Source organism: Primorskyibacter flagellatus, assembly GCF_048268605.1.
In the GTDB taxonomy this organism is placed as follows: Bacteria; Pseudomonadota; Alphaproteobacteria; order Rhodobacterales; family Rhodobacteraceae; genus Primorskyibacter; species Primorskyibacter flagellatus.
This window is the reverse complement of record NZ_JBLWVF010000030.1, coordinates 1-22,350: the sequence shown is the minus strand read 5'-3', so window position 1 is coordinate 22,350 and position 22,350 is coordinate 1. Positions and strand designations below refer to the sequence as shown.

The 22,350-nt window shown below is 61.3% G+C and carries 21 protein-coding genes; 7 read left to right on the top strand and 14 right to left on the bottom strand.

Annotated elements, in window-relative coordinates:
• From ACN0WV_RS18415 to ACN0WV_RS18395, 5 genes are all read right to left on the bottom strand, one after another.
• The coding region (locus ACN0WV_RS18415) for a helix-turn-helix domain-containing protein (protein ID WP_417607697.1) at positions 1 to 480 on the bottom strand (480 nt) is incomplete at its 3' end.
• Between the two features lie 467 nt (positions 481 to 947).
• A complete protein-coding gene (locus ACN0WV_RS18410) occupies positions 948 to 2,513 on the bottom strand; it encodes an ABC transporter transmembrane domain-containing protein (protein WP_417607695.1) in 1,566 nt (521 codons plus the stop codon).
• Positions 2,513 to 3,559, bottom strand: a complete 1,047-nt coding sequence (locus ACN0WV_RS18405) for a hypothetical protein (protein ID WP_417607693.1) — start codon at positions 3,557 to 3,559, stop codon at positions 2,513 to 2,515. The genes ACN0WV_RS18410 and ACN0WV_RS18405 overlap by 1 nt, the downstream gene beginning before the upstream one ends.
• A gap of 38 nt (positions 3,560 to 3,597) precedes the next feature.
• Positions 3,598 to 4,419, bottom strand: a complete 822-nt coding sequence (locus ACN0WV_RS18400) for an alpha/beta fold hydrolase (protein WP_417607692.1) — start codon at positions 4,417 to 4,419, stop codon at positions 3,598 to 3,600.
• 97 nt (positions 4,420 to 4,516) lie between these two features.
• The gene (locus tag ACN0WV_RS18395) at positions 4,517 to 6,031 is read right to left on the bottom strand and encodes a S8 family serine peptidase (RefSeq protein ID WP_417607691.1); all 1,515 of its coding nucleotides are present in this window, start codon (positions 6,029 to 6,031) and stop codon (positions 4,517 to 4,519) included.
• A 105-nt stretch (positions 6,032 to 6,136) separates the two neighbouring features.
• Here ACN0WV_RS18395 and ACN0WV_RS18390 point away from each other — a divergent pair, with 105 nt between their 5' ends.
• From ACN0WV_RS18390 to ACN0WV_RS18375, 4 genes are all read left to right on the top strand, one after another.
• Positions 6,137 to 6,643: an RNA polymerase sigma factor gene (locus ACN0WV_RS18390; protein ID WP_417607690.1), complete on the top strand. Its 507-nt coding sequence runs from the start codon at positions 6,137 to 6,139 to the stop codon at positions 6,641 to 6,643.
• A 27-nt stretch (positions 6,644 to 6,670) separates the two neighbouring features.
• Positions 6,671 to 7,378, top strand: a complete 708-nt coding sequence (locus ACN0WV_RS18385; RefSeq protein WP_417607689.1) for an anti-sigma factor family protein — start codon at positions 6,671 to 6,673, stop codon at positions 7,376 to 7,378.
• Positions 7,379 to 7,758: 380 nt separating this feature from the next.
• Entirely contained in the window at positions 7,759 to 8,745 is a 987-nt protein-coding gene (locus tag ACN0WV_RS18380; protein ID WP_417607688.1) for a hypothetical protein, read from the top strand.
• Positions 8,746 to 8,947: 202 nt separating this feature from the next.
• Positions 8,948 to 9,613, top strand: a complete 666-nt coding sequence (locus ACN0WV_RS18375; RefSeq protein WP_043872284.1) for a L,D-transpeptidase — start codon at positions 8,948 to 8,950, stop codon at positions 9,611 to 9,613.
• Positions 9,614 to 9,652: 39 nt separating this feature from the next.
• On the opposite strand, the gene ACN0WV_RS18370 is transcribed toward ACN0WV_RS18375, so the two are convergent.
• Positions 9,653 to 9,922, bottom strand: a complete 270-nt coding sequence (locus ACN0WV_RS18370) for a hypothetical protein (RefSeq protein ID WP_050686128.1) — start codon at positions 9,920 to 9,922, stop codon at positions 9,653 to 9,655.
• Positions 9,923 to 10,091: 169 nt separating this feature from the next.
• Between ACN0WV_RS18370 and ACN0WV_RS18365 the strand changes: the two genes are divergently transcribed.
• Positions 10,092 to 12,488: a heavy metal translocating P-type ATPase gene (locus ACN0WV_RS18365; RefSeq protein WP_234994810.1), complete on the top strand. Its 2,397-nt coding sequence runs from the start codon at positions 10,092 to 10,094 to the stop codon at positions 12,486 to 12,488.
• A gap of 99 nt (positions 12,489 to 12,587) precedes the next feature.
• Entirely contained in the window at positions 12,588 to 13,064 is a 477-nt protein-coding gene (locus tag ACN0WV_RS18360; protein WP_043872282.1) for a L,D-transpeptidase family protein, read from the top strand.
• 3 nt (positions 13,065 to 13,067) lie between these two features.
• Here ACN0WV_RS18360 and phnE read toward each other — a convergent pair whose 3' ends face one another.
• From phnE to ACN0WV_RS18340, 4 genes are read right to left on the bottom strand one after another with little or no spacing between them, the layout of a single operon-like run.
• Positions 13,068 to 13,826, bottom strand: a complete 759-nt coding sequence (gene phnE, locus ACN0WV_RS18355; RefSeq protein WP_009820129.1) for a phosphonate ABC transporter, permease protein PhnE — start codon at positions 13,824 to 13,826, stop codon at positions 13,068 to 13,070.
• Positions 13,826 to 14,608 (bottom strand): phosphonate ABC transporter ATP-binding protein, encoded by a 783-nt coding sequence (locus tag ACN0WV_RS18350; RefSeq protein ID WP_052453653.1) that lies wholly within the window; start codon positions 14,606 to 14,608, stop codon positions 13,826 to 13,828. The genes phnE and ACN0WV_RS18350 overlap by 1 nt, the downstream gene beginning before the upstream one ends.
• Entirely contained in the window at positions 14,605 to 15,468 is an 864-nt protein-coding gene (locus ACN0WV_RS18345; RefSeq protein ID WP_240672228.1) for a phosphate/phosphite/phosphonate ABC transporter substrate-binding protein, read from the bottom strand. The genes ACN0WV_RS18350 and ACN0WV_RS18345 overlap by 4 nt, the downstream gene beginning before the upstream one ends.
• Before the next feature lie 11 nt (positions 15,469 to 15,479).
• Positions 15,480 to 17,360 (bottom strand): cytochrome c peroxidase, encoded by a 1,881-nt coding sequence (locus ACN0WV_RS18340; protein WP_052453654.1) that lies wholly within the window; start codon positions 17,358 to 17,360, stop codon positions 15,480 to 15,482.
• A 94-nt stretch (positions 17,361 to 17,454) separates the two neighbouring features.
• Here ACN0WV_RS18340 and mntR point away from each other — a divergent pair, with 94 nt between their 5' ends.
• Entirely contained in the window at positions 17,455 to 17,925 is a 471-nt protein-coding gene (gene mntR, locus ACN0WV_RS18335) for a manganese-binding transcriptional regulator MntR (protein ID WP_009820125.1), read from the top strand.
• 243 nt (positions 17,926 to 18,168) lie between these two features.
• Here the strand turns inward: mntR and ACN0WV_RS18330 are convergent, their stop codons facing one another.
• The 4 genes from ACN0WV_RS18330 to lnt all read right to left on the bottom strand — a co-directional run.
• Entirely contained in the window at positions 18,169 to 19,161 is a 993-nt protein-coding gene (locus ACN0WV_RS18330) for a cytochrome c oxidase assembly protein (protein ID WP_040652273.1), read from the bottom strand.
• The gene (locus tag ACN0WV_RS18325) at positions 19,158 to 21,077 is read right to left on the bottom strand and encodes a penicillin acylase family protein (RefSeq protein WP_043872280.1); all 1,920 of its coding nucleotides are present in this window, start codon (positions 21,075 to 21,077) and stop codon (positions 19,158 to 19,160) included. The genes ACN0WV_RS18330 and ACN0WV_RS18325 overlap by 4 nt, the downstream gene beginning before the upstream one ends.
• 24 nt (positions 21,078 to 21,101) lie before the next feature.
• Complete coding sequence (locus ACN0WV_RS18320) at positions 21,102 to 21,269, bottom strand: hypothetical protein (protein WP_043872279.1); 168 nt, start codon at positions 21,267 to 21,269, stop codon at positions 21,102 to 21,104.
• Positions 21,269 to 22,350: apolipoprotein N-acyltransferase (gene lnt / locus ACN0WV_RS18315; protein ID WP_417607687.1), on the bottom strand; the 1,082-nt coding region annotated here is incomplete at its 5' end. The genes ACN0WV_RS18320 and lnt, both read right to left, overlap by 1 nt.

The following is a 22,350-nucleotide window of genomic DNA, read 5'->3' as shown; positions in this document are numbered from 1 at the left end:
AACGAAGACACCGTGGTCATCAATCACCTCAACAAATTGGATGTCTGCCGGCGTGTGATCGATCTGGACAACGTCGAGCGCGTGGTTAGCCCGGATGTAGCCCGGTCGCGGCTTCAGCCGGTGCAGGTGTTTACCATCCGACAGGCGGCGGCGGGCAATTTCTTCCGGGGCGAACAGAATGGGGATCCGCCGGGCGACAGTGACATAGGCGGGTGGAGTGTGCCCTTCCTCTGCGCAGCGGGTGCGGATCTCTTCAACGATCGGTGCAAGGTCCGGCTGCTCGGGGCGCAACCACATCTCCCGCAAGGTAATCGCGATGATACTCTCGACCGCGGGGCTGATCCTTGGTTGCCTTGTTCCACTCGTTCGCGGCAGAAGGGAAGATACCCTGTGCTCTTCTCGATACCGCGCCAGATAGTTGTAGACTTGGCGTGGCGAGAGCCGTAGCTCGGATGCCGCGCGCATGACGGCCTCACGCACTGGCGCCGCTCCGTCAAGAATCCGGTCCAGCTCACGCGCGATCCGCGTTGCCTTGGCCCACGCTTCATCCGAGGCATGCCCTCCGCCGGACGTCATCGATATGAAACTTTCGAGACCGGCTGGGCCGTGCGCCAACAGGGCGGCCACTTGCTGAAAAACAGAACCAAATTTGAAGCCCTTAGCTGAAAAAATGATGTGCGATATCGCGGTATCTTCCAGAAATCACATGATCATCATGTGCTGAAATGGTGAAGAAAATGCGAAGACAATCGTCGGGTTTTAGGTGAGGGTAATCGCCAAGCACCAACGATACCAAGACGGAAGACATCGGACTTTTCTAACCAGACATATCGCTGATCCTACTGGTACCAGCCATCAGTCATTAAGTGGTGCGCAACGCCATTGCGAACACCCGATAAGATACCACCGCTATGCTGACGAATTTGTTTCTACCTCACTGGCGATGATCATGCCGCCTGAGTCCTCGCCATGTCTGCGTTCGCCAGGACGGGATGGCGCAGGATCGTCGCACCCGTTGTGTGGAGATGCGCAGCAAGGGCGGCGTGGGCTGTTTTCTCGAGATGCCAAACGCCATCTTCCAGCAAGACTAGCTGCGGTTTGCCCAACAGGATACGCGCGAGCGAAAGCGCGCTGCGATCTGCTGAGGACAAATCGCGGCCACCTTCGGACAAGGCACCGTCGAGACCGCCGATCCGGTCCACCAGAGCGCTCAGCCCGGCAGTTTTTGCGGCTTTTCCGAGCTTGGCCTCTGATGGCCGGTTCTGAAGGCCAAGCGCAAGGTTGCGCCGCAACGATCCCTTGAGCACTACGGGTGTGCTGGTCAAGCGATGCACACCGCGCCGCAGGCTGCCGCGCGAGAGGTCGGTGACGCACAGGCCCGAAAGGGTGATCTGATCGCGCGGCACCGGCTCCAACCCGCAGAGCGCGGAAAAAAGCACATCGGCGTCTCCAAGTGCGCAGGGCAGGGCGCATGTCTCGCCTGCCGGGATGTTGAGCGAGAGCAGACTCCCCCCTGATGTCGGCAAATCCTGGATCTCCACGTCAATCGGACCATTCGGCAGGCGGGTGTCGCCATGGCCTGTCTCGCGCTGTTCGCGCGCCAAGGCTGCAAGGCATTTTTTACGAGCCGCAAGATAAGCTGCGCGAAAGTTCCATACACTTGCAAGATCGCGCAACGGAGTAAGCACAAGGCCAATGGCCGCAAGTGCGCCCGCGATGGTGCCAGTACTGGTGCCGGACTGCGCGCCCGTGACGATCACGGCGCAGGCGGCGACGCCCGCCACGGCATCGGGCAACGCCTTGAGCATTTCCGCCCAAAACAATCGATGCAGGGCAGCATGGATCATCTTCTCGGTGCGCTTGCGCAATTGACGCAGTTCGGTCGGCCGGCGCCCGAGACGGTCAAGCTCGGGTGCAAGCGGCATACGTTCGGCCATTTCGGCGGCGATCCGCGCGCGGCGCGCCCGCAAGCGGCGGTGCAACGGCTCGAGCCTCGGCCCGGCGATGGCCAGAGTGACGAGCATGATCGCGAATAACGGCGCGACGACAAGGGCAAAGCGTGGCTCGAGCAGCCAGAGGACTGTACAGGCGGTGGGGATCATCACCATCGCCGCAATCAGCCGAGGCAGCCCTTTGCCGAGCCAGTTGCGAAAGGCCGTCATGTCGCCAACGAACCGCAAGCTCATGTAGCCACTGCGCCGCTTTGCAACAGCGCTCGCGGGCATGCCCGAGGCGTGATCGAACAGGGCAACACGGATGTCGAGTGCATAGCTTTGCCCCAGCCGTTCACCCATCAGACGCGACAGAACCTGCGCTCCGGCGATAACAAGGCCCGACCCGATCAGCGCAGCGAGCAGACCGGGGGGCAGGGGTGACCCCGCTTGCATAGCCTCAAAAAGACCGCGAGTGGCGAGGGCAGCCACCCCGGCGGCCACCCCTTGCACCAGCGTCACAAGGCTGACGGCGAACAGTCCGCGCCGGCGGCCATTCTCCGTCAGGTGCGGCATGGGCATTACGCGGCCTCCCTGCGGCCAAGGCCCGCGCGCAGGGCAAAGCCGGTAGCTTCGGCCGGATCGCTCAGATCCTCCTTGGTCAGCACCGTCAGGCCGGTGGCTGCCTGCGCCTCGGCGGACGCCATGGGCGAGCAGCTGACAAGACCGGTCAGCGCATCGGGCACAAGACCCAGCCGCGACAGATGCGACACGCCGCCCGCCGCCGCCACCGCGTCACCACAGGCGAAGACAAGGCCAGAGATCAACCCAGCGAACCACGGGTCGGCGATGATCGCAGCAGTTTCTCGTTGCAAAAGGCCATCGGCCACCTCCATCACGACGATATCGCAGCCGCGATGCCCGGCCTCGGCGATCAGCGTTTCGGAGGCGGCCTTGATCCGGTCCAGCGGCTCAAGATAGGTAGTGACCATGCCAGCATCGGTGAAATCGCCCACGTAATGCGCGCCACTGTCACTGTATTCGTTGAAATCGCCAAACGCGCCGGTTCCGGTGGCCTTGATCGCACCGACGCGGAAGCCCGCGCGCCGCAGGCCGAGTACAAGCCGCGCAGTGGCCAGCGTCTTGCCGGAGTTCATCGAGGTGCCAAGGATACCGATCACCGGCGGGCGCGGGGATGTCGGACGGGGGCTGAGCGCGAATTGCGAAAGGTTGACCGCACGTCCGCCCGCATCCAGCAAGCGGGCCGCTGGCACCAAACGCGTGGCTGGTTTGATCCGGCTGTTGCGCGCAACCATGCGTCCGATGCAGCCACCCCCGGCAAGCAGGTCAGCCCCTGCAGGGTCGATCTCGGCAATCCCTTCGAACTGATCGGGGGCGTAGCGCGCGCCGCAGGCCATCACCACCGCATCGCCCGGAAAGATCAACGAGGGGCGTCCCGAAGGCAACTGAACGCGCTGGTGCTGTCCCAGCTTTTCCACATGCGCCAGGATAAGGTCGCCGGGTTTGGCAGCGGCAAAATTGGTGTCGGTGGCCGCCACGCGAGCGCGGTCAACGCGACGTGTGGAAAAGGTCCATTTGGCCTGATCGAGTGTGTCGGAAAGTGTCATTTCAAGTCTCCAGAAGTCTTGGGAATTTTCAACGGGGTTCAGATGCGGGGTTCGCGCGCTTCAAGAATGCGGGCGGCAAGGTTGTTCTGGGTAATCGCGCGCACCACGTCGTGGTCGCAGCCCGTCAGTTCGATAAGGCTGGCGCGGGGCGAAAGGCCCGCGGAACGCGCGGCAGCGTTTAGCGCTTCAACATAGGTATGGGCGCGGGCGCGGCGATGCAGACCCTGACCGGCGTCAAGGCTTGGAGTCTTGCGCAGCGCATCGTCGCGTGTGACGTCTTCCGTACCGACATAGACCCATGTCGGGACATGGAGAAAATCGCGCAGCGCGGTATTATTCTGACGAAGCATTTTAGCGGAAAACGCATCCTTGCCCGGGGCAAGACCGTAAGGGTAGGGCATTCTGTCGTCGGGCAGGCAATACCATCCGGCAGCCGCGAGATGCAGGGCGGCGACCCGGTGCGGATAAAGCATGGCCAGCCGGTGAGCGAGTTGTGCGCCGCCAGAATGGCCGAAGATATCCACTGGCCCCGAGACATCCGGATATTCGGCCGCCATCAGGTCAAGCAGGGCAAGAAGCGCCAGATCAGGGCGAGCGGCCTTGCTTGGTCGCTGAAAGTTGGGCCATTTCTCTGACGAGAAATGCGGGACGATGATCATGCGCCCGGTGCGCTCGGCTTCTGGGGAGAAGAGCCGGGCGAGCGTGCCTGCATTTCGCGAAATGCCGTGCAAAACCAGCAGCGGCGGTGCGTCCGAGACTGCGGCAGGCCGAATGATGCGTGCGCTCAACCGACCTGCTGCACTGCATGCGGTGACGTGGGCCGATGTCGTGGGCCGATCTTCGATCAAGGTGTCTTTCATCTTTTCTCTCCCGTTTTCCAGTCCGTTGTCTGGAAAACGGAACGCGCCGGGAGTTATTCCCGGCGCGTCAACTTTTTTTGGAGGGGATGAAAGGACGTCAATCCAGGGAGACAGGCATCACCATAGCTTGACCGGGGCAGACGCCACCGAGGTCTAGCAGGCCATTGCCATAGGTGTCGTCGAACCCTTCGGCGCCAAGATCACGAGCAGAGGTTGCCAGCCTCGCGCGGATCTCCTCTGGTGTGAGCGTGGGGTCTTGTTGCAGCAAAAGCGCTGCCGCCGCCGTTACGTAAGGCGCGGCAAAGGATGTGCCGGTCTTCCAGCGCGCCCCTTCGACCGACGCAGCGGTCCAGACCTCGACACCTTGGGCAGCCAGCTCGACATGCGGACCGCGAATTGCCCGGCGGTAGACTATGCCGCTGCGATCGACCGCCGTGACGGCCATCACATTGTTGTAGGCCGCCGGATATGCCGCGTCGGCCCGCGGGCCATCGTTGCCCACGGCCGCAATTACGGGGATCCGGCGCTCATTTGTCAGCTGCAACAGCGTATCTTCAAGCACCGTATTGGGTGGCCCTGCAAGGCTGAGATTGATGACCTGAACACCGTTTTCTGCCAGATGATCCACGGCGCGGATGAGGGTGAAAGCGTCGGCACGTTCGTCACCAGCATTTTTGTAGAACGCATCCACGGCTACCAGCGACAGACCAGGCAGCAGGCCCGGTACACGGCTTTGCGGGTCGCCGACGAGGATGGCGGCCACTGCCGTGCCGTGGACCGCTGCGGAAGGCGAATAGTCTTCGGGTGCAATACGAGTTAGGTCGATCTCAGCCCCTGCAAGCACTTCGTGATCGATATTCAAGCCGGTATCGACAATCCCCAGAATGACGGGGATGCCACATCCGGTCGCAGGCAGGCCGGTGGGCCAGCCGATAAGCTCACGGGCCGGACAATGCAGACCGTCGCATGCCGGTGCGCCACCCGGCCCCGCCACGTTCGCCGGGTCGTCCTGCCCAGTGCGGTAGAAATGGTTGAAGTCCGCCGTCTCGCCATTTGGCAAGGCGCGGATGGTGTCGCGGGCCTCTTGCAGCGACACACCGTTCGGTACCTGGAAACGACGCACGGTGGTCCCAAGAACGGCCAGGTCCGCCCGTTCCAGAACAACGAAGCCCTGTGCCTCGAGCTGGGCCGTCTGTTCATCAGTCAAACCGCGGGTTACGATCTCATCGGGTGCGAACGCCGGGCGGGGAATGGGAGGGGGTGACGGGCGGGGGGTTGGTTGGGGCGCAGACGGTCTTTGCACGCGCCGCTCCTGAGCGGTTTGCCCACCGAACAAATTGCGCAAGAAATCACGCGGGTTGTTTACGGCCCCCGTGCCGCCAGGGCGTGCATCGCTGCTTCGGGCAGACGGAGATCTGTCGTCATCGTCATCGCTGTCGTCATCGTCATCGCTGTCGTCGTCGCCACTGTCATCGTCTCCGTCATCGCCGCCATCGTCATCGTCAGCCAAGGCCACAGTGGTCGCAAGGCCGGTTGACACTACTGAAATCACACCCACCACGAACAGCCATGTGATCACGATCAAAACCTGCGTCGCCAACACGCGCATCATGCGTTCCCCTTTCAATTATCGTCAAAACAGAGTCATTTGGGTTTCAACGTTATATTCCAACACTTATTCCCGAAATTGCACACATAAAGAAAGTAAGTGGACCTCATGCAAGATTCTTTTGTCGAGGACGTCGTGGCGCTGTTGCCGAACCTCAAGCGGTTCGCACTTTCACTGTGCCGCAGGCCGGATCTGGCCGACGACCTTGTGCAAATCACTGCAGAGCGCGCCTTTCGCGCGCGTCGTCAATTCGATCCCGCGACCCGGCTCGAGGCATGGCTGTTTCGCATTCTGCGCAATGCCTGGATCGACATGTTGCGGCGCGATGCGACGCGGGGCGAGACGGTTGATATCCATGAAACACCGCAGGCTGATCCGGTGGACAGTGCGGCGCAGACCGATGACCGGCTGATGCTGCAATCGGTGCAGGCGGCGATGGCAACACTGCCCGAGGATCAGCGCGCGGTACTGCATCTGGTCTGTGTCGAAGGGCTGAGCTATGCCGAAACCGCGCAGACGCTGGGCATCCCGCAGGGCACCGTGATGAGCCGGTTGAGCCGTGCGCGGCGCGCGCTTGCCGAAAAAGTTGGAATAAATGGTGAGGCGGGCCGTTGACGCCATGCAACGCAAGGGATCGCAAAGATGAAGATCGAGGATGAAACACTGATGCAGCTCGCCGATGGCGAGATCGACAGCCAAAAGGCCGCGCGCCTGCATGCGGAAATCGAGGCGGATCCCGACCTTGCCGCGCGTTATGCTTTGTTCACGCAGACATCGGACTGGGCCAGGAAGGCGGCAATTGCCGATCCGGACGCTGGAATTTCGCCTGATTTGGAGGCTCGCATTCGCGAGATGGGTGCGACCACACCGCCTGAGCCAGAGAACGTGGTGCCACTACGCCGCTCAATACCTCGATGGCAGCCTATGGCAATTGCCGCCTCGCTTGCGATGATGGTTGGTCTGTCAGCAGGGCTTTTGCTTGCGCCCGGCGCGCCGGAGACGGGCGCGCCCCTACTTAATGCCGCGATGCAAGAGCAGCTGGGCACGTTGCCTTCGGGCGCAGAGGCCGAGCTGCCAGACGGACGGCGCATCAATGTCGTCGCGTCCTTCACCGATGGCGCGGGCTCGTTCTGCCGCGAATACGAAGCCGCTATCGAGGGAAGAGGTAGGCATGTCGGTGTGGCCTGTAGGAATGGAGACAACTGGTCGCTTCGGTTTGCAATGGCAACGGCCCGCGCAAACGAAGGTTATGCGCCTGCCTCGTCGCTCGAGACACTCGACGCATTCTATGCGGCAACTGGCGCATCAGAGCCGCTGTCCGCAGAGGCAGAGCGAGATTATCTGAACTGACCGCGCACGCCGCACGCCGCCTCACAGAAGCGGACCCAGCGGCACCGGTATCTTTCGGTTATAGAACAACATGACAATGGGACGAGCCTTTGTGAGAGCCATGTCTCTGTTGATGACATGCATGCTCTATCCCGACGAGCCATAGATTTAAGGGCAACGCGCCACCGGTCCAACTCACACGCGATCCTTGTTGCCCAGGCCCAAGCCGTCGGACGTCATCAATATGCAAATTTCAGAGCTCTGTTCGGCCATATGCCACCTGTGCTGCCACTCACTGAAATACGGAACCAAAATTGAAGTCCTTAGCTGAAAAATGATGTACGATATCGCGGGATCTTCTAGAAATCACGTAATAATCATGTGCTGAAATGGTGAAGAAAATGCGACATTGGTTCTTGCCCGGTCCCATGGAAGAGGAGCCGGATTATCTGCCGCCCGGACCACGGGCCGAACCGCGCGAAACCGAAGTCCTTGATGAATGGCGGAAAGCAGAGGCGGGTCTCGCCGCGCGTCTTGCCAGTGTAGCTGGTCGCGTCGGCGCGCTGGACGACCGCCTGAAGCGCGGCCCCGAAGGATGGCGACACAGGCTTGCCCTGATCGAGGCAGCTGACCTCAGCTGGTTTGTGGGTGATCGTATCGTCCCGGATCGCCTTGCTCTTTGGATATCCATGCGCCTGTCAGGCGTTCAGGAGGACACCGCAGCACTCGCGCGTGTCGGATGGGCAGTTCGCCGTTTGAGCGGCGGGCCGGGGCCCGAGGTGGACCTTTCCGCCTTTCTCGACCGCCGCGACCCCGAGAACCTTGGTGATGATGCCGAACCTTTCATGAATCGTGCGAGCGGCTGGCTGGATCTGATGGCGCGAGCTGTCGATCTGCATCCGATCAGCCGCGCCTGCATGGGTTTCCACCTCTGGAACCTCGCTGGTCTTGGACAGCACGGAGACGGGATGGAGGCGGCAGTCACAGCCGCAAGGATTGCGGCCGGTGAGGGAAGGGGGGCAGTCTTTGCACCTCTGGCCATGGGCGGATCAGGGGGGCTGCGCGCTGGCGGCCCACCCGCTGACCGTCTGGCGCGTTGGCTCGATGGGATGATGACAGCATCCTTGAGCGCGATGCGGCACCTAGACGACATAGAGGCATGGGCTATGCGCGCAGACGCCGAAATGGCACCGCTCTCGGGCAAGACGCCACCTGCTCTCCGCGCCTTACTGACCGAGTGGCCACTCGTCTCTGCACCGATGACCGAAATCTTGACTGGCGCCAGCCGCGCCGCCGTCCAGCGCAACCTTGGCTGGTTGGAAGCGCGGGGTCTGATCCGTGAGGTGACCGGGCAGGGGCGCTATCGGATGTGGCGTGCAACGATATAGTAGAGAAGCCTTTTTGGATTTAGCCCTTTGCTGACCCAGTTGGCGCGTGAACGTCTAGCATTGAAATCGCTATTCAACCCTCTGCTTCTCGCGGTTAAGTGAAAATTTAACCCTTGAACCTCTAGTTGCTAGACGTTTTAGCGTGGAGCAAATCGATCTGACAGATCCGACACCGAAATAGAAACTGCGCGGAGCACGATACATGCTGACAAGACGACACTTCATCCAGACGACTACCGCATTGTTCTCGGCGTCTATCTCGAGTCCGCTCCTCGCTGACACCTGGCCCACTGAAGCGGAAAAGGCTGCTTGGGATGCACAGGTTACACCGCCGGGCTATAATCCAGCCACATCAAACCCGTGGGGCCTGCATCCGCGCTTTCTGCCGCAGCGGGTTGTAGCTAAAGATGGTCTTGTGGCCGGTGACATCCATGTCGATGCTGTTGCGCGCTATCTTTACCATATCGAGGAAGGCGGAACGGCGATGCGCTATGGCGTAGCGATTGCTCGTGGCAAACTTTATGAGCCGGGTGTCTACACGATTAAGCGCAAGGTCAGGTGGCCGCATTGGCAGCCAACACAGAACATGATTGACCGCGACCCGGAGCTCTACGCCGATATCGCTGACGGTATGGAACCCGGACCTGAGAACGCGCTCGGGTCACGGGCGCTTTATCTCTTTGTCGGGGACCGAGACACCTATCTGCGCATCCATGGTACACCACAGCCGCGAAGCATCGGCGGCCGAGCAAGTTCCGGTTGCGTCCGGATGGTCATGGCGCACATAAACGATCTGTATCCGAATGTGGAGATTGGCTCGATGGCGTTCCTATATTCGGCCGAGGACAGCGTGACTCCGCAGAGTTGACCCAAGCCGCGCCGTCAATCCGACGCTTGGACGCGTCAATCAGGATTGGCGCGCGACGCAGATGGGATTGCCGCCTGCCGATCGCAACGGGACCAAGGTCGTTTCCACAGGCCCACTATGCGCATACCAATAGCAATTATCTTCGGGACGTAGCCGTGCCGTGTTGAGATCCTGGTCGGGTGCAGCGAGGGCTGCGACAGATTCTGGAATATTCCCGACCCTGAATGGATCGTTGTCTTCCTTCGGAGGTACCGCACAGCCAGCCAGGGCCAATGTTGCAACCATGATCACCGCATATTTTTGAAGCATATCTATCTCACTTTTTGGCAGGTCAGCCGCGTCCACAGACTTGGCAACGCGTTTCAAGGTTCCGCAGATCGGTGTCCTTACTTGACCAAGTTTCTGTTTTAGCTCTTGAAGCTCTAGTTACTGTAGGGGCTATCTCAATGTGGAATGAACGAATCCCGAGGTCAATCCCATGTCTTCCAATGGCCACCGCCACGACCACAAGCACAGCTCTGACTGCAGTCACGATCATGTTGATGATCACAAACATGCGAGCGTAGCTCGCTACTCTCATGGAGATGGTGCTGCGTGCTGCGGTGCTGGAGCCAACACGGGACCGGCAGAATCCATCCCGTCGAATGGGCGAAGTTTTCAAGTTTCCGGTCTGGATTGTGCCGAAGAGGTGGCAATCCTGAATAGGGTGGTCGGTCCAAAAGTCGGCGGGACTGAGCATCTGGCGTTCGATGTCATCAATGGGCGGATGACAATTCTGGATACCGCAGTCGGGATTTCGGACAACGAGATTTCGCAACTGGTCGCGAGTACCGGCATGAGCGCAAAACCGTGGGACGCCGACAACGCAGCAGAGAATCAGGCCGCGCATCTGGCACGTCAAAAGCGGTTTACCGCGCTCAGCGGCGGCTTCTGGGTGGCAGGTTTTCTCTACCACATCGTCGAAACCGGCATGGGTGGTGCGCTCGGGCTATTCGCAGGGCACGGAGAAATGCCGATGCCACTCGCGGAAGCAGGGTTATTCGCGGTGGCAATTCTCTTCGGGGTCTGGCTGGTCGCGCCCAAGGCTTGGTCTTCCGCGCGACGGTTTTCCCCTGACATGAACTTGTTGATGGTGGTCGCAGTGGCGGGTGCCATCGGGCTGGGCGAATTCTTCGAGGCCGCGACGGTTGCGTTTTTCTTCTCACTTTCGCTTTACCTTGAGAGCTGGAGTGTGGGGCGGGCCCGCAACGCGGTATCGGCCTTGCTGGATCTGGCGCCGCCGACAGCTCGGGTGATCCGATCAGATGGCAGCGAAACCGATGTGCCTGCGGCAGAGGTCGCCGTGAACGATCGCTTCATTGTGCGCGGCGGCGACCGCATCCCCCTCGACGGTGAAGTGGTGGAGGGGGCGGGAGCCGTCGATCAGGCTCCCATTACCGGAGAAAGCGCGCTCGTGCCAAAGGAGCCGGGCGATGAGGTCTATGCCGGCACGATCAACGGCGAAGGCACACTGACGGTACGAGCGACCAAGGCAGCTTCCGACACAGTGTTGGCCAAGATCATCCGTCTGGTCGGTGATGCCCATGCCCGCCGCGCGCCGGTCGAGCAATGGGTGGCGAAATTCGCGCGCATTTATACACCCATCGTGATGGCGGTGGCGATCACCATCGCGGTGGTGCCGCCACTCTTGCTCGGCGGCGCCTGGGACTATTGGTTCTACAATGCGCTGGTCCTTCTTGTCATCGCATGTCCTTGCGCACTGGTCATTTCTACGCCGGTGTCCATTGTAGCAGCGCTGGCCGCTTCGGCGCGAGCAGGGGTGCTCATCAAGGGCGGCGCTTATGTCGAAGCGCCAGGGCGCACCACAGCGCTGGCGATGGACAAGACGGGAACGATCACCATGGGCGAGCCTGAGGTGGCGGCGGTTCACCCGCTGGGTGAAGCCTCCGCTCGCGAAATCATCACGCTGGCAGCCAGTCTGGAGGCGCGGTCCTCGCACCCGCTGGCACGCGCCATCCTCGCGCGCGCAGAAAGCGATGGTGTTTCCGTGTCTGCCGCAGAGGACACGCGGACCGTGCCTGGGCGCGGGCTCGAAGGACGCGCCGACCGGCGCGCGATCTGGCTCGGATCAGATCGGTTTGCCCAAGAGAAAGGTTTCAGCAATGCCATTCCGGCGGATCTTCGGGACCGGATCGAAGGGGCAGGCAGCACCCTGGTTGCCGTGGGTGACGAGACCGGCGTGACCGGCGTGCTGGAGCTTCGTGACCGCATTCGCCCCGATGCAAAGGGTATCGTTGCGCGTCTGCACGCGCAGGGTGTGAAGACAATCGTGATGTTGACGGGCGACAACGAACGCACCGCACGTGCGGTGGCGGCCGAGGTCGGCATTGACGAGGTGCGCGCCGAACTCTTGCCAGAAGACAAGGTGAAGGCCATCGAGGAACTGGTGGAATGCCACGATATGGTGGCGATGATCGGCGACGGCGTGAACGACGCGCCCGCAATGGCGCGCGCGCATTATGCCATTGCCATGGGGGCTGTCGGATCGGATGCGGCGATCGAAACGGCAGATATTGCACTGATGACCGACGATCTGGCTCGAGTGCCGTGGCTGATTACTCACTCTCGGCGGACAATGACGATTATCCACCAGAATATCGGTATATCGCTGGCAACAAAGGCGCTGTTCGTCGGGCTGACCGCGTTCGGGATGGCCTCGATGTGGGGCGCCATCGCTGCGGATGTAGGCGTTTCCCTGTTGGTGGTCGCCAATGCGCTGCGGCTTTTGAACGGCCATCGGATCAAGGACGGGCCTTCGGGCGGTGAACCGGTGGGCGAGCAGATGGCGAAGGGAGCACTGGCGCACGGTCATTGATCCGACGTCTTCGGTAGAGTAACCTCTGGCACCAACAGACCTCGCAAAAAGGGGCGTCGAGCAGTGACAAACACCAGATTTCCACGGCGCGCCTTTTTGATGGGCGGATTGGCCTCCTTCCTGTCAGGTTGTGCCAGCAAGTTCCGGTCTTACAACGGACCCGAAGTGACCCGGCTACGCATGTATAAGGCACAGCGGTTTCTGGTTCTGGACGGGGTGGATGACGTCTTGCGGACCTATCCCATCGGATTAGGCTTCGCGCCCGAAGGTCACAAGCAGTTCGAGGGGGACGGCCGTACGCCGGAGGGCTCCTACGTGATTGATCGGCGCAACCCGGAGAGCCTCTTTCACCTGTCGATTGGCATCTCATATCCCAACGCGGCAGACATCGCTTTTGCGCAGGCTCAAGGAAAGTCGCCCGGTGGCGACATTTTCATCCACGGAGGACCGCGCAAGGGGATCGACCCAATGAATGTCCGCGACTGGACGGCAGGCTGCATCGCCGTCACTGACCGCCAGATCGAGGAAATCTATGCCATGGTCAGGGACGGGACACCGATCGACATTTACGCCTAAGGATCAGGTGAAGCGGCGCCGCAGTGCGACGTTGATCGCCTCAATGGCCATGACCATGACGACGACCGCAATCGTGACGCTGGCGGCCTTATCATACTGGAAGGATCTCACGTAGGTCTGGATGTAGAAGCCGATCCCACCCGCGCCGACGATGCCGAGGATCAGCGACTCGCGCAGGTTCAGTTCGAACCGGAAAATCGTGTCGCGGGCAATGACTGGGGCCATCTGCGGCCAGATCGCATGCCTGAGCCGCACGAGCGGTCCGGCGCCGGCGCTTTCCAGTGCTGCGATCGGCGCGCGGGACACGCCGTCGATCGCCTCGGCATAGAACTTGGCGAGCATCCCCGTTGCATGAAAGGCGACCGCGATGATGCCGGGCAGCGGCCCGAGCCCGACAGCGCCCACCATAAGCATGGCCACGAGGATCAGCGGCACGGCCCGGATAAAGGCCAGCAGCGCGCGCACAGGGCCGAACACCATGCGCGAGACCATGGTCTCGGAGGCGAGGATGGCCAGAGGGATCGACAGGATCACAGCGCCGAGGGAACCGAGGATCGCTATTCTCAGCGTTTCCGCGCTGCCCTTCCTGATCTCGGCCATCACTGTCGGATCGGGCGGGAACATCCGCCCGAGAAAGTCAGCGATCCGCGGACCGGCCGAAACGAGACGCGACAACTCGACATCGGTCGTGGCGAAGGACCAGAGGATTGCGCCTGCGATCAGGGTGCTGGTCGCGAAGCCGCCGAACCTGCGGTGGCCCATCAGGACACCGCCCGGAGGCCGGAACCGGGCATCGGCTCTGCCTCCCGGTAGAGAGCCGCCGTCGCCTCGTCCTGCAACTCGGATGTCGGCACATCGAACACGATCCGCCCGTTCCGCATGCCGATGATGCGCTGCGCGAAACGCCGCGCCAGGTCGGGCTGGTGCGAGGAAAACAGCGCCGTTGCGCCGCGCGCTTGCGCCGCCCCGGTCAGCAGCGCCAAGACCTCCCCAGCGCGGGTGGGGTCGAGGTTGCTCACCGGCTCGTCGGCGAGGATCAGCCGTGGCTCCTGCGCGAGACACCGCGCAATGGCCACGCGCTGCCGCTGGCCGCCGCTGAGACTGTCGACCCGGCGTTCGGCGAGATCGGCAATGCCGCAATCAGTGAGGGCTGTGCGCGCAATGTCGAGATCATGTGGCCTTGGCGACCCCAGCAGGGCGCGCAGGGGCGCCATCCGGCCTAGGCGGCCGTTGAGCACGTTGCGCAGAACCGTGGAGCGTTCGACCAAGGCGAATTCCTGAAATACGAAACCGGTATCAGGTCGGCTTGCGCGCGGCGGCGGTTGGTCTGGATCGAGCGGCGCACCCAAGACTGAAACGCGCCCGCGCCAGCCGTGGAGCCTGCCATCGAGCAATGCCAGCAGCGTTGTTTTTCCTGCCCCGGACGGGCCGAGCAAAGCGACGCTTTCGCCGGTCGAAATCGTAAGCGAGACTCGCTCCAGCGCCGGAACACTCCCGCCCGGATGGGCAAAGTTCAGGTCGTCGATCCGGATGGCGGTGGTCATTCCAGGAGCCCATATCGCCGTGCCATGTCGCGCACGCCGTCATAGGCGGCAGGGTCGGCCCTGACATAGCCGTCCGGCCCGTAGAGATAGCGCAGCTTGTCGCGGTTCTCGGGCTCGTTGAGCCGCAGCATCGCGTTGGTGAAGCGGTCTTGCACCTCGGCATCCAACCCGGGTCGCGCGATCACGACATGGCTGGGGATTGGCGGGCTTTCCGCGATCCATGTCACCTGTGCTTGCTGCTGCGGCGTCAGGAGCAGGTCGGCATACTGGCTGGCACCCGCAGCGTCGACCAGACCTTCGGCCATCGCCTGCATGGCCTGCTGATAGCCGCCTGCGAAGAAGACGCGGCCGAAGAATGCCTCCGCCGCGCCTGGGCCGTCGATCAGCCGAGCCTCGACGAATTCGGCGAGCGGGTAGAGATAGCCCGATTCCGAGATCGGATCGGCGAATGCGATGTCGCGTCCGCGCAGGTCTGCAAGCGCGCCGATGCCACTGTCGCGACGCACGAAAATGCGTCCCGTATAACTCGGCGCGTCGCGGTAGACCTCGGAGAGAAGCGGCACCGCGCCGATCTCGGCCTCGGCCAGAACGAAGGGCAGGGCGCCCATGAAGGAGATGTCGGCGTCGCCGTTTCTCAGCGCCTCGACCGCCGCCGCATGGTCGATGGTGACGAACCCTTCGACGGGGACGCCGATCTCACTGGCCAGCCAGCCGCTGATGGCCTCTATGTCGCCCAGGAGCTTCTCGGGGTTCTCCTGCGGGATGAAAGCCAGCCGCAACGCAGTGTCCTGCGCGGCCAGCGGGGTTGCGAGCGATACTGCGCCCGCAGCGGCCAGCGCCAACATCGTTCTGCGGTTCATATGGATCGCCATCAGAATGCCCTCTCTTCGATTGCGTCGGCTTCGGACTTGAACGCGGTCCAGCTTGTTTCGGCAGCCACCCAGTCATCAGTACGAACGGCGTCACCAACCTCGGCCAGACGTTGGGCCAACGCGTAGACTTCAGGCCGCGCAGCCAGGTTCGACATTGTGCTGGCGTCCGCCGAAAGGTCCGCGGCCACGGTGTCGGTCAGCAGCAGGATATGTTTTGCATCCCGCTGCGGCAGCAGCGTATCAAGCGTCGAGGCGAAGGTCGTCAGTTCGGAGAATGCCAGCCGGAAGGCGGTGTTCTCGGCGTCGAATGCCTCATAGGGCTCGTCCGCTGCGCCCACGGTCTCCAGATAGGCCGTCAGGTCGGCCCGTTCCGCTCCGGTCAGGCCGAGCGACTTCGATTCGTCGAACCAGTCCACGACAGCGGCCAGGGTCGGCAGCGACCCGTCGTGGAAATAGGGCGCGGTGTAGACGGTGCCGAGCAGCGTGGGTGTATCCATCGCACCGGTGCGGGCGCCATCGTAGGCCAACGCAACCGAGCCGATATCATGGGCCTGCCGGTCCAGGAAGTTCGTGTCCGGGACGTGGCAGCTGGAGCAGGAACGGTCGCCGAGCGCCGCGAAGGGTGTATTGAAGATCGCTTCGCCGCGCTGCGCTGCCTCGGGAGCGGCTTCGGTCAGCTGACCATCCGGTGTCAGCATGGAGTTGGGCAGGAAGTCGAATTCGAGCATGTAGGCGAGCAGAGCATCCAGCATGAAGGGCGTCGGTTCATCGCCGCCGAACTCGTTGACGATGACGTTGCGGGTGAAATCGCGCAAGGAGGCGAAGCGGCCATCGCGGCCGTAGGGCCCGGTGAAGCGCAGGCCACGGAGGCTGGGGATGTCAATCGGATCATCACGCCGGTCATTGAAGATCGGGTTGAAGAAGGCGCCATCGACATCGATCGCGCCTGGTTGATGGCTCGCACCCGGAATGAAAAGCCTCTGGTTAACGTCCGATCGGTTGTGACAGGTCGAACAAGCGACCCCGAGACCCTGCGCCGGATTGCCAAAGATTTGCGCGCTGTCGAATAGCATGTCGCCATAGGCCACCAATGGCAGGTCGGTCTCGTCGATGCCCTGCTCCTCGAAATTGAGGACGAGGCGCGGCAGCGGATCCTGATCGAAGATGTCAAACCCCGGCGGCAGGCTAGGCGGCACCTCGATGGTGCGGCCACTCAGGACAACAGTTTCCGGCAGCGCGCTCAGCGTCCGGCGCGGCGCGAAATCGTCAACGAGGTAATTCTCGGCGAGATAGAGGGAGATGACTTCGCGCGCGGCTTCCATGGTTTTGCGACTCGCGGGTGTGGCACCAGCACCAAGAACACCGGCGGAACCTGTGCTGCTGTTGAGTTCCAGCCAGGCGAGGCCGATGCGTCTCGAAGCGTCGGGATCAGCAGCCGCGATACCGTCCGCGAACGAGCGATAGAGTTCTCGGGCTGTCCGCACGGCCTGCTGCGCACGTGCAGGGTCGTCGGCCATGACTGCTCGGTCCAGTTCCTCGTCGATCCGGCGCGCGATCAGCCGCGTCGCCTCGGCAAAGACCGCCTGGCGGTCTTCGCGAGTGATGGCGTCCAGAAGGGGGGCGGGTCCGATGTCGCTGTTGCCGTCCAGCCATGCCAATGCACCAACAGAGAATTCCGAACCCCGGTAGGGTTCGGCCCAGGCGGTCCCGACGTCATCCCAAGGCAGCGGTTCGAGATTTCCGAGGAAGAGAGTCAGCCGGTAGGCCGCCGCCTCGGGAAGCCATGGAGCCTCCTTGGCAGGCGTCGCAGCGACAGGTCCGGACAGGACGAGCGCACTTGCGAGTGCGACAATGAACGCTCCAAGGAATTTCTGAATCACCGCAGTCTCCGAATTCAAAAGTTAGACACGGCTAATTTATCTACCCTAAGCAAACAAGTTGTCAATCCTGCAGTTTCCCTGCAAAGTCCCAACTATGACAAAGCTGCAATCACAGGAACATGAACCGTTCGAAACTGTCGACAGGGCTCCCGAAGCACAGGCTGAGGGGTTCGCGACCGTGCGTCAGGCACATGAGAGCGAAATGGCGGAAGATTACGTTGAACTGATCGCCGAACTGATCGAGTCGCGCGGAGAGGCAAGGCCGGTGGAAATCGCCGAACGTTTTGGAGTGAAGCCGCCGACCGTGACCAAGAACATCTCGCGGCTCAAAGCTGCTGGCCTGGTGCGGCGGGAACCTTACCGCGCCATATTCCTCACGGATGCCGGTCGGGAGTTGGCCGAGGCCTGCCGCCGACGACACAGGATCGTCGTCGCGTTTCTCCTCAGCCTGGGAATCGACGAAGAGACTGCGGAACGCGATGCGGAAGGGATCGAGCATCACGTCAGCACGACCACGCTGGAGGCCTTCGAACACGCCCTCCTGCAATCTCAAAGCGGCAAGTAGCGCAGCATCAAGTTCTCGCGAAATTCAGAAAAGCAAGACTCAGGAGGCGGCGGCGTCAGCAGTCAAAGGCTGGTGGGTTGGCATTTGTTCTGATGGTCAACCTTAGTGCAGAAAATCGTTCGTGTCCTCTGAGCTTGGCCAGCCCGAGATAGTGTGCCCAAAATCTCTGACTGCGACGACGGTGCAGCGAGAATGTCGATCGCGGGAAAAGACGTGGATACAACCTTTGATTTGCTCCTCTGTTCAAAGCGCATAGACAATTGTCACCACCGTCGTCATGACGATGAAGAACATGACCAAGGCACCTATGGCGAGCGTCCGGCCCATGTCGCGGTTTGGCTCTGCTACTTTCAGACGCAATTCTTCGGCCGTTTCCGGAAACTCGAGCGCCGCGGAGTTTGACCCTCGCACCAACTCGTATCGTGAATTCCAGCGACGCACCTCGGCCGCGTTCCACCCGTTCATGACCAGAATGATCGCGGCGATCATCAGCATCGAGGACGGGACCCAGATCGTGTAGCCACCCATGGTTTCGTCGGACAGGGGATCGAGAAACCCGGTTCCCGCCGTTTGGTAGGAAGCATAGAGGCTCACCTCTTTGAGTGTCGTCAAGGAACCCAGAAAAATGTTTGAAACGATCACCGCGAAACCGGAGATCAGCCTTGCGCCGCGCCTCGCGCCCTCAGGGGGATCTCTCGGGTCGAAGAGCATGCCGAAATACCAGATCCCTGCCAGCACCATCGCAAAATGGGCGAACACCTCGATCGCCGCGATGCGCTGAGCAAGTCCGTAAAGCACTGGAATCTGCCAGATAAAGAGCGACGTGATGAGCGCGGCAGTGGCGGTTACCGGATGTGCCAAGAACCGAAATGCAAAAGATTTTCCAAGAGCGTCGAGGTATCGACGCCACCGTCTGTTCAAACCGGCTTGCAATAATCGCCACGGCTGAGAGACCGCGAAGAGTAGTGGTCCTGCAAGGCGGAGGAGAAGGTGCTCCACTTGGTGCACCGAAAAGAGGCTATGCCCCAACGAAGCCAGAGGCGCATTTGTGGCCGCGAGAATGCAGGTCAAGCCAGCGAGGAACAGGGCTTGCCGCCACATAGACACCGTCCCGCGAATGCGAGCGGATCGCACGAGGCCGCGCATGTAGACCCATGCGGCCAAGCTGACGGAAACAAGGGACACTGGCGAAATCGCATACCCAAACGGGTCGAAAAGGAGGAAGTAAGTGATCATCGGCTCCTGTCATTTTGTATTGTCGGCGTATCGACGGATACCGGTGAAAGTCGGGATGTTCCCACAGCGCCACCCCGGGCCAAGGACAGATCAGTGGACATCGTGAGATATTTGCCCTGCATCCACATGAGAAAAAGGTTTTCATAGAAACGTGAGAGCGGGTGGCCGGACTGACCGGCTGGCGCGATGAAATAGGATCCGGCTTCTTCCGAAAACGACATGACCGCCTGAAAATTGGTGCCCGCGCTGGCCGCGAAGGGGCGGTCATTGTCAGAAGATAACAGCGTTGCAATCAGTGTGTATGGATCGCCCGAAGATGGGGCTTCGAGAGACAGCAGATCGCTGATGATCCCACTCGATCGGATTGGCGCCCACCCCATATTCAAAGCGTGTGCTTCGCCCCAGACCCAATCTGACGGATCGGGTCCGTAGCGGTCGACAAGCCAGCCGATGGCATCATCCAGGGCCGCACGAACCTGATCCTGGCAGGTCTCGATGCGGGTGGACGGGCGGATGTCGCACCAGATTGCGCTCCCTCCGCGATCTGAAAGCACCGCAAATAGGATATCGGCATTTGGCCTGGCCCAGACCGTTGTCGCGGATGGAAATTCATCCTGAAGTATCCGTTTTTGCAACGCGCGCGCCCAGGCCCAGAACACGAGCGGTTCCGGTGAAAAGCGATCCATGTCGCCATTCCATTGGGCAAGTTGACCCAGAATATCGCCGCGAAACTCATCTGCGCGGTTCTCTTCGAGAGCGCCTGCGGAACCCACGAACCAGAGCTCTTTTGCCATTATAGGAAGAAGCGCCCGCGCGGCAGTGCTGACCGTGTCGCGCTGCGCCGCAATCGCGCCCTCGACCGAGAATATCGGTTGCCGCACATCAAGAGCTGCCAGACGGGCGTCTCGAAACGAGAAAGGCGTTTCGACCTCCCTGTCAGGCCAGCGAGCAAGGATTTCTCGGCCGATGGCAAGAATCTCCAATCCGGCTGGTGCCAGGTTCATGCTTGCGTCCATAGCATCGTTCACATCGGCGGACCGCGCCAGACGGTCAAGCATCATCAGAAAATTGCCGGCCTTGGCAGCGGTGGGACTCACTGGCTCTTTAAGGGCAGTCAGTGACAGAGATCGGAACGCCCAAGCGACGCGTTCGCTGCGACCGACGACAATGAAGGGCACACCCGGCATTGTAGCCCCAATCGCGGCTCCGGTCGGGAGTTGAATATCCGCCAGGTACCATTCAGAAGGCAGCGATAAGGGGCCACGTATATCGGCGGCGAGAATTGGTGCTCCCGAAGCTGTTCTGTCTCCAGGCAACGCCCAAGCATCGAGGCTGACCTTGGGCGAGGTCACAAACAGCTCGGGCAAAAGAGGTCGATCTGACAAGCCGGACAGGTCACTCTGGCGTCTCTCGGGTTGAAGATCGTTCAGAAACGCTTGGGCAAGTCTGAGACTATCGACGGGTCTCCAGGCAGCGATCATTCTCTCATCCGCGATCAACAGATCGGGTGAGCCTCTGCCGCGCCCGCCTTCGGATACCAGACCAAGCCACGCGTTGACACCAGCGGCATATGCGTCGAGCGCTTGGGCTGTCGAAGGCTCGACTTCGATCGTCTGGTCAAGTGGCAACAAGGCTTGCGCTGCCCGCCTTGCCCTCAATAACTGGCCAAGCCTGTCCTGAGCGTGAACGAAACCAAGCGCGAAATAGGCGTCCGCAGCGGAGTCTGCAGAAATGTGCGGTATGGCCGCAGCATCTCGCAGAATATCGACTGGACCTTCGATTCCCGCAACACTGAAATCCTCGTCATAGTCGGGGACGGAGGCGCGCAAAAGAAAGTAGACGACACCGGATACGGCCAGTCCTGATGCAAAAATCGCCAGGAGCAAGTACAGTAATATGTTGAACAGTCGTTTCAATTCGTTGCCGGTGCCAAAGCAATCTCAAGACGTGATGCGCAAGAGGATCACCGAGGCGAAAAAAGCGAGTAGGCCGAAAGCAATACCGAAGCCTGTCGCGTATTGAAGTATATCCAGGCGGTTCCCTTTCTGCCGTTGCGCCAGATAGCCACCCCAGAGCGCCCCTCCGACAAAGCCTGCGAGCACCAGCATCACGATTCCTCCGATTTTGATTTTTCTGAATTGAAACGTCGTCTGGCCGATCCGACGGTAAAGGCTAAGGCCCAGACCGCACAGATGAGCGCCAGCGATGTCCAATCACCGAAACGTGCGTAAGGTGTAGGCGCAAGCGCTGTCGGCAGGGTGGCATCTATGACTCCAGTTTGTCCGGTCTCGAGGCGCGCGATGATCTCTCCCTTGGCGTCGATGATCGCGGAAATCCCCGTGTTGGCCGCCCGGACCACAGGAAGCCCTTCTTCGACCGCGCGCATGCGCGCGGAGGCGAGGTGCTGCTCGGGGCCGATGCTGGTACCGAACCAGGCATCATTTGTTGCGTTGAAAATCCAGTCGGGGCGAAAAAGGTCATCGACCACCTGGCCCGGAAAAATGATCTCGTAACAGATCGCCACCGCGACCAGAGGCGCACCCGGGATCGCCAGCGTGCGTGGCCCTGGTCCTGGCGTGAAATCGCCCAAACCTTCGGTGAGCCGCTCGATCGGCAGCCAGCCTCTCAGGGGCACATATTCCCCGAACGGAACAAGATGATGTTTTGCATATCCCGTCAGAATTTCGCCGTTGCCGTCATAGGCTTGAACCGTGTTGAAATATCGGGTTTCCCCATCGCCCTCTACGCGGTCAGGCACTCCTGTCAAAAGGATCCTGCCGTCTGGCAGAACCGTGGATAACCGCCTGCGCGCCAAGGCGTCCTCGTCCAGAAAACCGGGAAAGGCCGTTTCCGGCCACAGCAGCAGGTCGAAGCGTCCAGGTTGCGCAGACAAGCTCAAGTATTTTTCCAGTGTTCGCTCGCGGCTGCCCGGTGCCCACTTCTCGACTTGCGGCACATTGCCCTGGACGATGCGCAAAGCGATGTCCGTCGGCGGCACATCCGTCCCTGAACGCAGCGCGCCGCCACCCCAGAGGCCCATCACCGCAGCGGCGAAGAGCACGAGAACAGGCACGCGTCTGTTTGGTGCCGCCACAATCAACACACCGGGCAACAGCCCGATAAAGACCGTGAGAAAGCTTAGCCCATAGCTTCCGACCCAGGCGGCCGGTTGGCGCAGGGCGGCATGTT

Bases quoted from the DNA above. Each gene is read 5' to 3' on its own strand.
- ACN0WV_RS18375 (WP_043872284.1), top strand. From the start codon at position 8,948: ATGCTGACAAGACGACACTTCATCCAGACGACTACCGCATTGTTCTCG.
- ACN0WV_RS18380 (WP_417607688.1), top strand. From the start codon at position 7,759: ATGCGACATTGGTTCTTGCCCGGTCCCATGGAAGAGGAGCCGGATTAT.
- ACN0WV_RS18395 (WP_417607691.1), bottom strand. From the start codon at position 6,031: ATGATGCGCGTGTTGGCGACGCAGGTTTTGATCGTGATCACATGGCTG.
- mntR (WP_009820125.1), top strand. From the start codon at position 17,455: ATGACAAAGCTGCAATCACAGGAACATGAACCGTTCGAAACTGTCGAC.
- ACN0WV_RS18400 (WP_417607692.1), bottom strand. From the start codon at position 4,419: ATGAAAGACACCTTGATCGAAGATCGGCCCACGACATCGGCCCACGTC.
- ACN0WV_RS18365 (WP_234994810.1), top strand. From the start codon at position 10,092: ATGTCTTCCAATGGCCACCGCCACGACCACAAGCACAGCTCTGACTGC.
- ACN0WV_RS18385 (WP_417607689.1), top strand. From the start codon at position 6,671: ATGAAGATCGAGGATGAAACACTGATGCAGCTCGCCGATGGCGAGATC.
- ACN0WV_RS18390 (WP_417607690.1), top strand. From the start codon at position 6,137: ATGCAAGATTCTTTTGTCGAGGACGTCGTGGCGCTGTTGCCGAACCTC.
- ACN0WV_RS18350 (WP_052453653.1), bottom strand. From the start codon at position 14,608: ATGACCACCGCCATCCGGATCGACGACCTGAACTTTGCCCATCCGGGC.
- ACN0WV_RS18405 (WP_417607693.1), bottom strand. From the start codon at position 3,559: ATGACACTTTCCGACACACTCGATCAGGCCAAATGGACCTTTTCCACA.
- ACN0WV_RS18345 (WP_240672228.1), bottom strand. From the start codon at position 15,468: ATGAACCGCAGAACGATGTTGGCGCTGGCCGCTGCGGGCGCAGTATCG.
- ACN0WV_RS18410 (WP_417607695.1), bottom strand. From the start codon at position 2,513: ATGCCCATGCCGCACCTGACGGAGAATGGCCGCCGGCGCGGACTGTTC.
- ACN0WV_RS18360 (WP_043872282.1), top strand. From the start codon at position 12,588: ATGGGCGGATTGGCCTCCTTCCTGTCAGGTTGTGCCAGCAAGTTCCGG.
- phnE (WP_009820129.1), bottom strand. From the start codon at position 13,826: ATGGGCCACCGCAGGTTCGGCGGCTTCGCGACCAGCACCCTGATCGCA.
- ACN0WV_RS18320 (WP_043872279.1), bottom strand. From the start codon at position 21,269: ATGCTGGTGCTCGCAGGCTTTGTCGGAGGGGCGCTCTGGGGTGGCTAT.
- ACN0WV_RS18330 (WP_040652273.1), bottom strand. From the start codon at position 19,161: ATGATCACTTACTTCCTCCTTTTCGACCCGTTTGGGTATGCGATTTCG.
- ACN0WV_RS18370 (WP_050686128.1), bottom strand. From the start codon at position 9,922: ATGCTTCAAAAATATGCGGTGATCATGGTTGCAACATTGGCCCTGGCT.